This is a genomic window from Fangia hongkongensis FSC776 = DSM 21703, from assembly GCF_000379445.1.
GTDB lineage: Bacteria > Pseudomonadota > Gammaproteobacteria > Francisellales > Francisellaceae > Fangia > Fangia hongkongensis.
The window spans coordinates 20988-33768 of the sequence record NZ_KB902242.1; the positions used below are offsets into that span (position 1 = coordinate 20988).

At 38.5% G+C, this 12781-nt stretch carries 11 protein-coding genes; 9 read left to right on the top strand and 2 right to left on the bottom strand.

Translation table 11 applies throughout. The features are described 5' to 3' along the window. The first annotated feature begins 13 nt into the window (after positions 1–13). From lysC to A37Q_RS0103350, 7 genes are all read left to right on the top strand, one after another. Entirely contained in the window at positions 14–1405 is a 1392-nt protein-coding gene (gene lysC, locus A37Q_RS0103320; RefSeq protein WP_018298851.1) for a lysine-sensitive aspartokinase 3, read from the top strand. Then, positions 1402–2088, top strand: coding sequence for a dihydrodipicolinate reductase C-terminal domain-containing protein (locus A37Q_RS0103325; RefSeq protein ID WP_018298852.1), 687 nt, complete (start codon positions 1402–1404; stop codon positions 2086–2088). The genes lysC and A37Q_RS0103325 overlap by 4 nt, the downstream gene beginning before the upstream one ends. Beyond that, entirely contained in the window at positions 2075–2977 is a 903-nt protein-coding gene (gene dapA, locus A37Q_RS0103330; protein WP_018298853.1) for a 4-hydroxy-tetrahydrodipicolinate synthase, read from the top strand. The genes A37Q_RS0103325 and dapA overlap by 14 nt, the downstream gene beginning before the upstream one ends. Continuing rightward, on the top strand, positions 2978–3727 hold the full coding sequence (locus A37Q_RS0103335; protein WP_018298854.1) for a 2,3,4,5-tetrahydropyridine-2,6-dicarboxylate N-succinyltransferase: 750 nt from the start codon (positions 2978–2980) through the stop codon (positions 3725–3727). Between the two features lie 8 nt (positions 3728–3735). Further along, positions 3736–4968, top strand: a complete 1233-nt coding sequence (locus A37Q_RS0103340; RefSeq protein WP_026196494.1) for a PLP-dependent decarboxylase — start codon at positions 3736–3738, stop codon at positions 4966–4968. After that, complete coding sequence (locus A37Q_RS0103345) at positions 4968–6086, top strand: M14 family zinc carboxypeptidase (protein ID WP_018298856.1); 1119 nt, start codon at positions 4968–4970, stop codon at positions 6084–6086. The genes A37Q_RS0103340 and A37Q_RS0103345 overlap by 1 nt, the downstream gene beginning before the upstream one ends. A gap of 117 nt (positions 6087–6203) precedes the next feature. Next, positions 6204–8315, top strand: a complete 2112-nt coding sequence (locus A37Q_RS0103350) for a hypothetical protein (protein WP_018298857.1) — start codon at positions 6204–6206, stop codon at positions 8313–8315. A gap of 71 nt (positions 8316–8386) precedes the next feature. On the opposite strand, the gene A37Q_RS0103355 is transcribed toward A37Q_RS0103350, so the two are convergent. Then, complete coding sequence (locus A37Q_RS0103355; RefSeq protein WP_018298858.1) at positions 8387–9856, bottom strand: peptide MFS transporter; 1470 nt, start codon at positions 9854–9856, stop codon at positions 8387–8389. 160 nt (positions 9857–10016) lie between these two features. Between A37Q_RS0103355 and queF the strand changes: the two genes are divergently transcribed. Continuing rightward, positions 10017–10850, top strand: a complete 834-nt coding sequence (gene queF / locus A37Q_RS0103360) for an NADPH-dependent 7-cyano-7-deazaguanine reductase QueF (RefSeq protein WP_026196496.1) — start codon at positions 10017–10019, stop codon at positions 10848–10850. 10 nt (positions 10851–10860) lie between these two features. Further along, positions 10861–11847 carry a VUT family protein gene (locus A37Q_RS0103365; RefSeq protein WP_018298860.1) on the top strand — a complete coding sequence of 329 codons (987 nt, stop codon included), beginning with the start codon at positions 10861–10863 and terminating at the stop codon, positions 11845–11847. 2 nt (positions 11848–11849) lie between these two features. Here the strand turns inward: A37Q_RS0103365 and A37Q_RS0103370 are convergent, their stop codons facing one another. Further along, the gene (locus A37Q_RS0103370; RefSeq protein ID WP_018298861.1) at positions 11850–12494 is read right to left on the bottom strand and encodes a helix-turn-helix domain-containing protein; all 645 of its coding nucleotides are present in this window, start codon (positions 12492–12494) and stop codon (positions 11850–11852) included. Positions 12495–12781 lie beyond the last annotated feature (287 nt).

A 12781-nucleotide genomic window follows, 5' to 3' on the forward strand; every position in this document is an offset into this window, starting at 1 on the left:
TAGGAAACTGAGTATGCATCAGTCTGTTATCGTCGCGAAATTTGGTGGCACAAGTGTTGCCAATATTTCTGCGATTGAAAATTGTGTTAATATCGTCAGATCAACACCAGAAATTCGTGTTGTTGTCGTCAGCGCACAATCAGGGGTGACAAACCTCTTGGTTCAATTGGCCAAAGCAGCCAAATTACAAGTGAACTCTGATGAAGTGCTCTTAAAGATTCGATCTATTATTGACCCTATTTTGATCCAACTTGATGATGAGTCGCTTGAAAAGGAGGTGCATGCAATGCTCTTTGAGTTATCGCAGCTATGTCAAATAAGTTCACGTATGCATAATCTTCATATTTGCGATGAAATTTTATCGTTCGGTGAGCGTATTTCAGCACGTCTAATGGTTAAATCACTTATCTCTGCCGGAGTAAATGCGCGCTATATTTGCTCAAAATCGCTTATTCAGAGTAATTCACATTTTGGGCAGGCCGAGCCAGATATTGTGCGCACAAAAGAAAATGTATTAAATACATTGAATGATTTACACAATACTATATATGTAACAGAAGGCTTTATTGCAGCAGATGTTGAGGGAAATACAACAACTTTAGGTCGTGGTGGGAGTGATTACTCTGCGGCTTTAATCTCAGAGGCTCTAGAGGCAAAGGCACTACAAATTTGGACAGATGTTGCAGGGGTATATCAGGTAGATCCAAGGGTGATTCCTTCTGCTAAGGTGATAGAAACACTCAGATTTAATGAGGCCGCTGAGCTTGCAACATTTGGTGCTAAGGTGCTGCATCCGGCCACACTTTGGCCTGCAATTCGCCAAAATATCCGTGTATTTGTCGGCTCAACTTTGAATCCTGAAGCTGGTGGCACGTGGATAGTTCCAAAAGAGAATCAAGAGGAAGTTCACAGCATTCACGCGGTGGCTGAGCGGAAAAATCAAACTTTGTTGACCATTAAGTCTTTTGATATGTTTCAGACGCGTGGTTTTCTGGCTAATATTTTTGCTATTTTGGCAAAACATAAAGTGAGTGTTGATTTAGTGACAACAAGTGAAGTGAGTGTTGCCTTAACCATTGATCATATTGGTAGCCAATCGATTGGTCAGAGTGTGATTACCAACGATTTATTAACCGAGCTTAGAGCACTTGGGCAAGTGGAAATTAATATTGAAGAGAATATGTCACTTATTGCAGTTGTTGGAAATAGGCTGCATGTCACAAGTGGGATTAGTGGTCAGCTGTTTTCAAGTTTGAAAGAATATAATATTCGTCTTTTTTCTCACGGAGCAAGTGGGCATAATATCTGCTTATTGGTTAATAAAGGGGATGCTGTTGAAGTGATACAAAAAATCTATCAACAATTTTTTATTCAGGCAGCAGAGCATGAAAAGGTGGTAATATGAAAGTTGCTGTTATTGGTAAAGGAAAAACAGGTCAGGCAGTTATTGATCTATTAAAAAGAGAAGAAATTCATCAAGTCTTTGACTCGCAAAATCCACCAACTTGTGAGAAATTAAAAGGTGCTGATGTTGCAGTTGTATTTGTGAATGCAGCTGTTTTTGAGCATATTTATCCAGTGCTTTTAGAGGTACAAATACCAGTTGTTAGCGGCGTAACAGGGTTTCGGTATGATCAAAAGCTCATACAAAGCGTGACAGAGGCAGGAAAACCGTGGGTTGTGGCGCATAATTTTAGCCTATCTATGGTGTTGATAAAAGAGGCGCTTTCGTCACTTGGGAAACTTGGATCCCTATCTAAAGAAACGGCATACAGTTTATCTGAAACACATCATACCCAAAAGCTAGATGCCCCAAGTGGGACAGCACTGTCATGGCAATCATGGCTCAATGTTGATGACTGCCCCATTGAGTCAATTCGAAAAGATGATGTTAAAGGCATTCATGCGCTTCATATTGACAATAGTAATGAGCACATTGAGCTTTTACATACTGCGCACAGTCGCACATTGTTTGCTGAAGGGGCGCTATGGTCAGCGCGTTATTTAAATCTGCACAAAGAACTAACAGGTTTCTATCAGTTTGATGAGATTGTAAAAAAAGGAGTCACTATCAATGAGCTTGAGTAATACAAAAATATTTACAGCCGTGATTACGCCAATGGATGAGTTTGGCGGTGTTGATTTTGTGAGTTTTGAGCGGCTTTTGAGGCGCCAAAGTGAGGCCGGATGTGGTATTTTGGTGTTAGGAAGTACAGGTGAAGCGCTAGCACTTTCTTTAGATGAGCAAAAAGAAGTGCTTGAGTTTACCGTGAATCTCTCTCTTGATGTACCACTTATGGTTGGTGTTGGTGGGTTTCAGTTAAATGAACAGCTTAAATGGGTTGAGTATTGTAACCAATTTCAAGCCATTAGCGCGTTTTTAATGGTCACACCACTTTATGCAAAGCCAGGTCCTTTGGGGCAAAAGATATGGTTTAGATCATTGCTGGATCAGTCAAAAAAGCCTTGTATGCTCTATAATGTTCCTTCTAGAACTGGCGTCAATCTTGCATATGAGGTGGTAGAAGCATTATCTCAACATCCAAATTTCTGGGCAATTAAAGAGGCTTCAGGCGATATTGAGCGATTTAAACATTATGTGAATATTGCCAAGCATATTTGTGTCTACAGTGGTGAAGATGCACTGATGCCTGAGCTTGCTGAGGTTGGTGGTTGTGGGCTTGTCTCGGTCGTATCTAACATTTGGCCAAAAGCAGCAAAGCTATATGTTGATGCATCACTATCGGGTGATATTACAAATCAGACAAAAATCCTTTGGCAGTTGGCGGCAAAGTCTTGCTTTAGTGTTGCTAATCCCATTCCTGTGAAAGCGTGGTTGGCAGCAGAGAGTTACATTAAATATAGTACACTAAGAGCGCCACTTGTTGCAGATGAGTTAACAGATTTAAGCTTGTTGCGTGAGGCGGATCATGCAGTGAATAAATGGTATCAAAATGAATTGGAAGGAGCAGTATAAATGAGTTGGGAAAGTACATTAAATCAATTGGAAACAGGTAGCTTACGTTCAGCATTAAAAAATGCATCTGGTCAGTGGGAAGCGAATGTAACCGCAAAAGAGGCTATTTTGGCGGCATTTCGTGCTGGTGAGAATGTGGGGTATGAAGAAGGCTATGATGGGTTTGTAGATAAGCATAATCTGAAGCCTAGAAAGTTTTCAGTGGATGATGGAGTCAGAATGGTGCCAGGTGGCTCTTCTGTGAGACGGGGCGCATATGTTGCGCCATCAGTGATTATTATGCCGCCTGCTTATATCAATACAGGTGCCTATGTTGATGAAGGAACAATGGTTGATAGTCATGTATTGGTTGGCTCTTGTGCCCAGATAGGCAAAAACGTACATTTGTCAGCAGGTGTGCAAATTGGCGGTGTGTTAGAGCCTGTTGGAATGAGTCCTGTTGTGATTGAGGATGATGTGTTTGTTGGTGCTGGGAGTATTATCGTTGAGGGAGCAGTTGTCTCTAAAAGAGCGGTGATTGCCCCTTCTGTGGTGCTATCAAAAGGTGTGCGTGTTTATGATTGTGTCAATGAAACGCTACTTGAAAAAGGCGCCCCAATTCCAGAAGGTGCGGTCGTTATTCCAGGGACAAGACCAATTGATACGCCTTGGGCAAAAGCACAATTTTTACAGGCTTCCTGTCCAATTATTATCAAATACAGAGATGATAAGAGCAATAAAGCCTTATCACTTGAAGAGGCACTTCGTTAGTTACCATGTTGGATGTATCAGCCCACCGAGAGGTATTGTTAGATTTAGCAAAAAAACTTAAAGCTCCTTTTTTTTATTATGATTTGGATGCTCTTGCCAAGCATGCCGAGAGGTTAAATCGCTTACCTGTGAAGTTATTTTATGCGCTCAAGGCGAATCCTTTATCAAGTATTATACGCACCTTACATACCGAGGGGTTTCGCTTTGATGTGGCAAGTATTGGCGAGTTAGAGCAGGTGCTAAAACAAGGTGTTGACCCTAAAGATATATTGCATACTGGGCCTTGTAAATCTTACGAGCAGCTTGAATATTTTTTAGAAAAAGGGGTGCGTATATTTGTACTTGAGAGTGCGCAGCAACTTTGCGATTTAAAAGTACTAAGCAAGCTTAAAAAACTGCCAGTGCAAGCACTTTTACGTGTGCAGCTTATTTGGGATAGCGATAAGGAGAATGTTTTAGGCGGTGGAGGTTGTCAGACACCATTTGGTTTACTGCCAAATGAGTGGCAAGAAGTAAAAGCCAATGGCTTATTTAATGATTTGTCTTATCTTGATATTATTGGACTTCATTGCTTTCAATGGGGCAATATTGTTGATATCAATGAGCTAAAGCTGATTTGGACAACCATTACAAAGAAGCTCATTCATTTAAGTGATGCTTTAGAGATCGATTTAAAAGTGATCGATCTTGGTGGTGGCCTTGGTATTCCTTATCATCATAATGCAAATGAAACACTTTGTTTAAGCGAGGTGGATCAAGCGCTAAGTGAGCTGAAAGAAGCTTATCTAGAAGAGCTAGGTGCTGAATACTGGCTTGAGCTTGGGCGCTATGCTGTTGGTGAATATGGTGGCTATGTTAGTCGGATTGTGGATAAAAAAACGGTGAATAATAAGGGGCTATTAATCACAGAAGGTGGTGCGCAACATTTGCTGCGTCCTGCACTAACTCAAGATCCATTTCCATGTCAGCTGTTGCGAGAGAAGCTTGATAGTAATATGCAAACTAAAGCGTTTCATGTGCACGGTCCGCTTTGCACTTCTTTGGATAAAATGGGCGGCTATCTTTTTTCAGAGGATGTCTCTCCTGATGATTATTTGCTATATGATCAGGTCGGTGCTTATGGTTTTAGTGAAAGTATGCCATTTTTTCTATGTCATACCTTGCCAGCTGAAGTGATATTTCAGGATAATAAAGTTCATATTGTTCGAGCGCCAGTAGGTGCTGAGAGTTGGCTAAAGTAATGAAGTTAAAAGGAGTGATGATGGGGGAAATTCAATACCCAAGTTATATAACAAAATCTAAACTTAAAGTGGGACAAAATGCCTATGGTGAGGATTTGTTTGTTACAGTGATACAAGTTGATGGGTCGGATAAGAATGCGCCAAGCGTTTATATTCAAGCAAGCATGCATGGTGCGGAGATTCAAGGAAATGCCGTTATATTTGAGCTGTTAAAGCATTTTAGTGAAAAAAGACCAAATGGAAATATCACTATCGTGCCACAGTGTAACCCTGTAGGTGGCACACATCGAGTTGGTGCAGCCCACCAAGGGCGTTTTGATCCAATGAGTGGAGATAATTGGAATCGGTATTATTTTTACCCAAATCTAAACTATGATGCATTGGCAAAAAGCTATGTAAATAAGAGTGAGAAAGAGTATAAGGTAGATTTTCGAAAGCTTTTGCTGAAGGAGATTGAAGAAGCGCTTTCAAAGCCATATTTGTTAACGCGAGCAAAATATATGGCGTATCGTTTGCAATCACTTGCTTATAAGGCAGATATTGTGCTGGATTTGCATACTGACAATAATGCGATTACATACCTCTATAGTCCAAGCTATACCAAAAATACGGCAAGTTACTTTGGATATTCCGATGTGATTTTAATTGAAAACACATTTGGTGGCGCCTTGGATGAAGCAATATTTTCTCCGTGGTGGCATTTGCAGCAAGCTTTGGAGAAGGAAAAATATAACTCGGAGGTGTGTGTTGAAAGTTACACTTTGGAGCTTGGTTCTGAAGAGGTGATTTCTAAGTCACTTGCCATTGAACAGGTAGATGGCATTTTGAATTATTTTTATCATAAAGGTGTGATGAGCGGGTCTCAAATAGAAAATAAAGTCAACTACTGTGAAATTTCAAACTTTAAAACTATTTATGCTGAGATGGGTGGTCTTTATGAATGGTATGTTCACCCCGGAGAGTTTATTAAAAAAGGCATGGTTATCGGGCGTGTGATTCAGCCATCTTATGCGATGGAGGTTGATGTTCTTGCGCCAGTATCCGGAAAGATTGCAAGCGTTTCCAACAAAGGAGCTTTGCCACAAAATTCACATCTTCTAAATATTTTTACTCAATAACAAACAATTGTGTTTATCTTTACATCACTGCAAAAATTTGTCATGGTTTTATACAGATCAATTTGGTCTGATTTTTGTGCTTTTCATTGCTAGGAATTACTAAAAAGGAGTTTTTCGATGCCAAAGAACACAAGACATATACGAGATATGATGGCAAGTCTAATGAAGCTTGTTGCTGATTATAAGATGGTGTTAAGTGAGGTTAAAAGGCTGATAGAGCAAGGCTTAATCACCGAAGATCAATACGGTGAAGCATATCAGGCGCTATCTCAGCGGATAGGAAACACCTTCTTTAAAATGCATGGAATACGCTTTCTAGATACAACAATTACAATTAGCATTCAAAGTATGATTGATGCCTATCAACGTGCGCTTGATTTAATGAAATCGCCTGCAAAACCGGTGGCACCATCAGATGGCATGGCAGGGGTTGTTGGTGCAATGGCAGCGATGGGCAAAACAAATATGGCACTTGGTCAAATTAGCTTCATTAATAAATTTAACGATATATTTTTGGATAAAGTTATTTTTAATAATGTGCAGGCCTATCAGATTGTGTTTGCCGGTTTTGTTGGCAAAGATGCAAGGAGTATGGTTACTGCAAAAACCATCAAGCTTGTGAGTCTATGGGTATCGATAAAACAAAAAAAGCTTGAAAATAAGGATTATCAAGTTACCAAAGCATGGTTAGAACATTTGTTGAGTAACTTAACCGATGGCGTTGATGATGAGGTGCGAGCCTCTTCAGTATGCCGAGGCATTATTGATGCTGCCATGAAATACTATGAGATTAAATCAAGTACCTCTGAGACACAGAAAAAATGGCGCGGCTGGATTGTTCTCAAGGAAGAAGGTAAGAGAGTGAGCTTTGAGCTTGAGCCACGTTTTTCACGACTTGGACTCACTGACCTTGTCCGTGCAATTAATACAGAGCTACTGCCAAGGTTTGAAAAAGAAAAAACAAGCACCTTTAAACTGGTGAGAATGGCACAATCTGGTGTGAGTATTGCTCAGCTTGCACTTAAAACAGAGCTATCAGCGATTTCAGGGGTTGAAATAAGCTACTTTGAGAGTGAGTCTTCCCTTCCTTATGAAAAGAGAAATTTCAGGGTTAAGGTCACAGAAAAGCTTAACCCTAAAGAGTTAGAAGGTGTGCTCTATCATGCTGAGAAAGACTTTCAAGAGCTCGTGCAAATTGATCGGGTGATTTTAGCACTTAAGTATCGAAAACACAGATCAAGTACAAAGGCTGCTGATTTTTGGAAAAATAGGCGTTTATCAGGTGCCAGAGTAGAGGCAATTGATAAAGCGATTCAGGCTTTAGTACATGCAAGAGGTGCGGCTGAAGTGGATCGTATTGTTAAAGAGCTGATTATTGATAATCAAAAAGCGCAAAAGACCCATGGCCGTTGGGTAGATAAAAAAGGTGGGTTAAGTAAGCTGTTAGAAAATTATACAGGCAATGAAGATCATATTGGTTATTTTAAGGGTGAATATGATCCAGAGGCAAAATATGAAGGGTTAAAAGCAGACGATAAAAGTAAACTAGATCCGTTGGAAATTGAAATTGATAGTGTATCTAAAGAGATGAACAAACAAGGTGATGCTGAGGCATTAATGATCGGTCATGCGAATTTTATTCAGCAGCCAATCATCTATTTATTGCTGATTGCAGCACTGGAAAGTGATCCAAGCTATCGCTTGTTAGACCCGCCGCTGATGGTTGAGGGTGAGCGTTTATGTAATGCTGATAGTGTTATTTACCAAGTTAATCAGCTTGCTAACAATCAATCTCTAGTAATTCCAGTTAATGAAGTAGGTCATCACTGGACAGTAATGATTATTAGAAGGCTTGCTAATGGTGAATTATCCAGTGTGTTTTGTGATTCTTTTAGAAGTGCGCCAATGGGATATGCGCAAAATATTGCAAGGATATTAGGCATTGCAGCTGAAAGGCAGCAGTACTACACCTACACTTATCAGGTAAATAATGATTGTGCATTTCATGTGGTACGATTAGTTGAGTATATTGTCGAAAACTGTCGTGAAGAGCGAAATTTCATACGATTAAATCTAAGAAACTCTCGGATCATGGAGCAGTATCGTCTGGCAAATGATTTAGAATCGCAAAGACTATCTCAGGCATTAAGAGCGCATTATAAATCACGTCTGGCTGAAGTTGTTGGGGACATGCCAGAGGCAGAGCAAAGTGCGTTTATTTTAAATTGACTATTGAGCAAATGTGAAAAAATTAAGGTGTGTTGAATAATGAGGTTCTCATGTTGTGCTAGGGATATATTCTAAATCAGCCGGTTAATCAATTTTCGAATAGCAAACATGACAACCCCAACAATCAGTACAATAAGACCAATGCTCAGAAATACCTGCATAAACTGAGTATTGCTTTGTGTGAGTGTTGCGCCTTTTGGTGTGATAGTAAATGAGGCAATAAAGCCGACAAATACCGCTGAGGCGCCGATAATTAGATTCCAAACACCCATCAATAGACCTTCTTTTCCTTCGGCAGCAAGTTTTCCAGCCATTGCAATACCAATAGGAAATACCATAAGCTCGCCAGAGACAAAAAAGAAAAATATTAATAATAACCACAAAATGGAATAGGTGGAGCTGATATTGGTGAAGATTAAAAGCGCAAGAAGCAAATATCCAATGGATGCTAAGATTAAGCCATAGGAGAATTTGGTCGCAAGGGCTGGATTTTTATTCATTTGACTTAATTTATCCCACATTGCGCTATAGATAAACCCAAGAAGTACACAATAAAGTGGATCAAGCGAGGTAAGACTGCCTGAAGGGAATGTGATGCCTGCAACCACTCTATTTAAATTATGTTCAGCATAAAGCGGCAGTAGACCAAATTCTGAGTTAAAGATAATGAAATAAGAGAAACCGATTAGGCAGAGAATAAAAAAGGCGAACATTCTTTTGCCTTCTTTAATTCTCTTTTGATCTGGGTTTTTGAATAAGCGAAAGCTGATAAATAGGATATAAAGAAGTGAGAACACAAGAAACAACCATAACAGAATGCTGTTAATTAAAACATAGTTAAGTAAGATCAGACAGATAGGTGTTAGAATAATTGAAGTGATAATAAGTACAGTTACATTTCGTTTGTTATGTAGTCTTGGCAAGCGGCAACCTGCCTCTTTTTCTTTAAAGGTGCTAAATTTGTTGCGAATAATCAGCATAATCAGTGCGCCAGCAAACAGCGGAAGCGCATAGATTAATAGACCAATTTTGCCAATACCTTGTAACACAAACCCAGAGGAAATATCCGATAAGAAAAAACCGATGTTAAACACAACATAAAAAAGTGTACTGCCGGATTCTCGTTTGTGATCATCTTTATGATACAGCATGCCAATCAAAGACCAAATGGCCGGCGTACAAAGGGCGTTTCCAACAAGAAAAAGTGATAACCCAAGCATCATGGTGTGAAAGCCTGGAAGCGCTAACGTTAACATGCCAATGGCGCTGAATAAAAGCCCAATAACAGCCGAATTTCTAAAACCAAAGCGATCGCATAGATATCCGCCAAGCACAGGAAGTGTGTAAGCCAATGACATAAAAGCAGCAAACAAATTAAAACTAGCCGTTTCGCTTAGACCATAATAAGTATTTAAACGTACCAAAAGATTAGTCATTTGAACGCCAAAGGCGAATGTGAAGGTAGTATAGATAATTGATAAAACCCAAAGCGCACGTGGGTGGGAGCTTTGTGGAATCGTAGCAATATTTTGATTGGTCATAATATCAGCATAGTGTCGTGTTAGATGATATTGAGCTTAGTTTATAAAGGACAACTGTGCCATTTTAATCATTTGCTAATTGTGGAGTTTTGCAGAATATGATAGATTCATTCTGTCTTAAATTTACAAAATAATGGATGGTTATTAAATGGTAGATGGTATGGAGTTAGAATTATCAGAGTTAGGTAAAAAATCTGATTATTTAACACAATATGATGCAAGTTTACTTTTCCCAATTCCAAGATTGATTAAACGAGAGGAGCTAGGATTATCACAAAAAGTTAATTTTAGCGGGGTTGATATCTGGAGTAGCTTTGAAATTTCTTGGTTGAATAGTAAAGGCAAACCAGAGGTGAGAGTTGGGGTATTTGAAATTAGCTCAGATTCAGAAAATATTATTGAATCTAAGAGTTTTAAGCTTTATCTTAACTCGTTTAATAACACTAAATTTCACAGTGAAAGTGAAGTAACCGCTTTGATGAAAAGTGACCTCTCTCAAGCAGCAAATGGTGAAGTAATCGTTCGACTGATTAAATTAAGTGAATATGATTGTACATTCGTCAATGGGTTCTCAGGGGTTAATCTGGATGTGTTGGATGTCGAAATTAATGAATATATGACAAACCCATCGCTTCTTAAGTGTGCCTCTGAGCTGATTGTGGAGGAAACACTAACAAGTGATCTTCTAAAGTCAAACTGCCTTGTTACCAACCAACCAGATTGGGGTAGTGTAATGATCTCCTATAAAGGGGCGCAAATTGATCATGAAAGCTTATTGAAGTATATTATTTCTTTTCGTGATCATAATGAGTTTCATGAGCAATGTGTTGAGCGAATCTACACGGATATTATGAAGCATTGCCAGCCTGAAAAATTATTGGTTTATGCGCGTTATACTCGTCGAGGTGGCTTGGATATTAATCCGCTTCGTAGTTCTTTAAGTGAGCTTGAAATAGATGAAGCGCTTAAAAATCTACGTCTTGTAAGACAGTAATTCTTACTTTATGTCTCAAATACATTTTAAAATAGGTGATATTGATCCTAATGCATTTAGCATTGAGTATTATGATACATTGACTAAAAAAAGTGCCACGCAAGGCGCTACGAAACTTTTTAATGATGATATTTTAGATCTCTTTTCTGAGGTGGATCAACGTACGATTGCATTCCATGCAGGGAAAGAGCAGGCTTTATATGGCCGACAAAGGAAACATATAAAGTCATCCGCTCTAAAAGATAAAAAATATATATTTCTTATCTTTGTATCACTATATACAGTTGTCTTTTTTACCTCTAACATTACGGGATCAACATTAGTTAGTCTTGGTAGTATTGGAGGGGTTTCTCTTGCAGTTCCTGCAGCAATTTTTATTTATGCATTCACATTTTTGATAGATTCCATCTTAACTGAGATATATGGCTTTTCTATTGTTAGACGAATTTACACTATTGTTGTATTTACTTCGTTACTTGCAATCATTGCCTTGGTGATATTATCATTACTCCCGACAGTTGATGGCCATAATTATATCCAAGAGCTAGTATTTTATGGAGCAGATATTTTAAGAACCTTTGTGGTATCTTTTATCAGCTTTATTATAGCAGAGTATGTGAATACCAATATTATTGCTAGGATGAAATACTATTCTAGAAGGAAGCATGGTATTCAGCCAACAAAAGAACGTAGAAGAATCATGGTAAGGTTTATCAGTGCAACGTCAATAGGCACTTTGGTGGATAGTTTTATCTTTTGTTTTGGAGTTTTCCTTTTCGTGGTGCCAGTCAAAACTATATTAGTCATTGTGGCAACTCAATATACCATAAAACTATGCTATGATATCATTGCGTGTATTTTTTCAAGCAAAATCGCTTTATATATTAAGCGCCTTGAAAAAACAGATATTGTTGAGCTGCCAAGCAATAATATTGCGAAAATGGTTGGATTTAAGATAGATACTGAGCGTTGTAGTAATGACTATGGAAAGTATTAAGTCTAGTTATAAAACTTCACCTCAATCAAGGTTGCAGCTAGGCTACAGTCTTGATGTTTCTCATTAATAGGAACCAGCACTTCTTTTTTAGTTAAAAAGCCCTGAGATTCTTTAATATAAAGCTCGTTGTCAATAAAGTAAGTATTTTCAATGAGATATTGGTTGCCTATATTGAGCAGGCAAAGATTAGGAAATGAAATTTCATAGGGGTCAAGCGCATCAAAAATTAAAATATTGCCCTGTTGATAAGGGGTGATATTTTTATTCAGCCTGATGGCGAATGCCTTTTCTGAAACAAATGTATTAGATATCTCAGTGACAGCAATATCAGAGGCATCTAACTTGCCTTCATAAAATGCAGCGATGTGCTCTATATCAAGCAAAGGGCAGGCGCGTGATTTTTTACTTGATTGAGTAAAAAGGTTCTCAGAAATAAATGCATCAATTGAAATATCAAAGAAATCAGTAATCATCTTAATGGTTTCAATTGAGGGGTTTTTATTGGCATGATTTGTGATGTTGTATAAGGTGGTTGCAGAACAGTTAATTTGTCTAGCAAGCTCACTGACTGATTTTATTTGATGCTTCTTCATTAAAGCAAAAATATTATGGCTAATAATTTTAACCGTATTTTGTTTGTCACTCATTATGGAATTTTCCCCATTTACATAATTAGTAGTGTAGCTATAATCAGCTCTGTTTGTACAGAGTGAATCATAACATATTTACCTAGCAAGATAAAATTACTTAAAAAAGTAAAAATAAGTAAATATTTTACTTTACAGTGATATTAATATCACATAATATGGGTCTCAGATATGCAGCCGGGGGATAAGTGGCCATATCATCAGATGCTTGTTTGCTAAGTGTCTGTCAAGTAAGTGCGGGGGTGCTGAGTACATAAGATTCGGATAAGAGGTGGGATCTTATGTGT

Bases quoted from the DNA above. Each gene is read 5' to 3' on its own strand.
- A37Q_RS0103350 (WP_018298857.1), top strand. From the start codon at position 6,204: ATGCCAAAGAACACAAGACATATACGAGATATGATGGCAAGTCTAATG.
- A37Q_RS0103365 (WP_018298860.1), top strand. From the start codon at position 10,861: ATGTCTCAAATACATTTTAAAATAGGTGATATTGATCCTAATGCATTT.
- A37Q_RS0103345 (WP_018298856.1), top strand. From the start codon at position 4,968: ATGAAGTTAAAAGGAGTGATGATGGGGGAAATTCAATACCCAAGTTAT.
- dapA (WP_018298853.1), top strand. From the start codon at position 2,075: ATGAGCTTGAGTAATACAAAAATATTTACAGCCGTGATTACGCCAATG.
- A37Q_RS0103325 (WP_018298852.1), top strand. From the start codon at position 1,402: ATGAAAGTTGCTGTTATTGGTAAAGGAAAAACAGGTCAGGCAGTTATT.
- queF (WP_026196496.1), top strand. From the start codon at position 10,017: ATGGAGTTAGAATTATCAGAGTTAGGTAAAAAATCTGATTATTTAACA.
- A37Q_RS0103355 (WP_018298858.1), bottom strand. From the start codon at position 9,856: ATGACCAATCAAAATATTGCTACGATTCCACAAAGCTCCCACCCACGT.
- A37Q_RS0103370 (WP_018298861.1), bottom strand. From the start codon at position 12,494: ATGAGTGACAAACAAAATACGGTTAAAATTATTAGCCATAATATTTTT.
- lysC (WP_018298851.1), top strand. From the start codon at position 14: ATGCATCAGTCTGTTATCGTCGCGAAATTTGGTGGCACAAGTGTTGCC.
- A37Q_RS0103335 (WP_018298854.1), top strand. From the start codon at position 2,978: ATGAGTTGGGAAAGTACATTAAATCAATTGGAAACAGGTAGCTTACGT.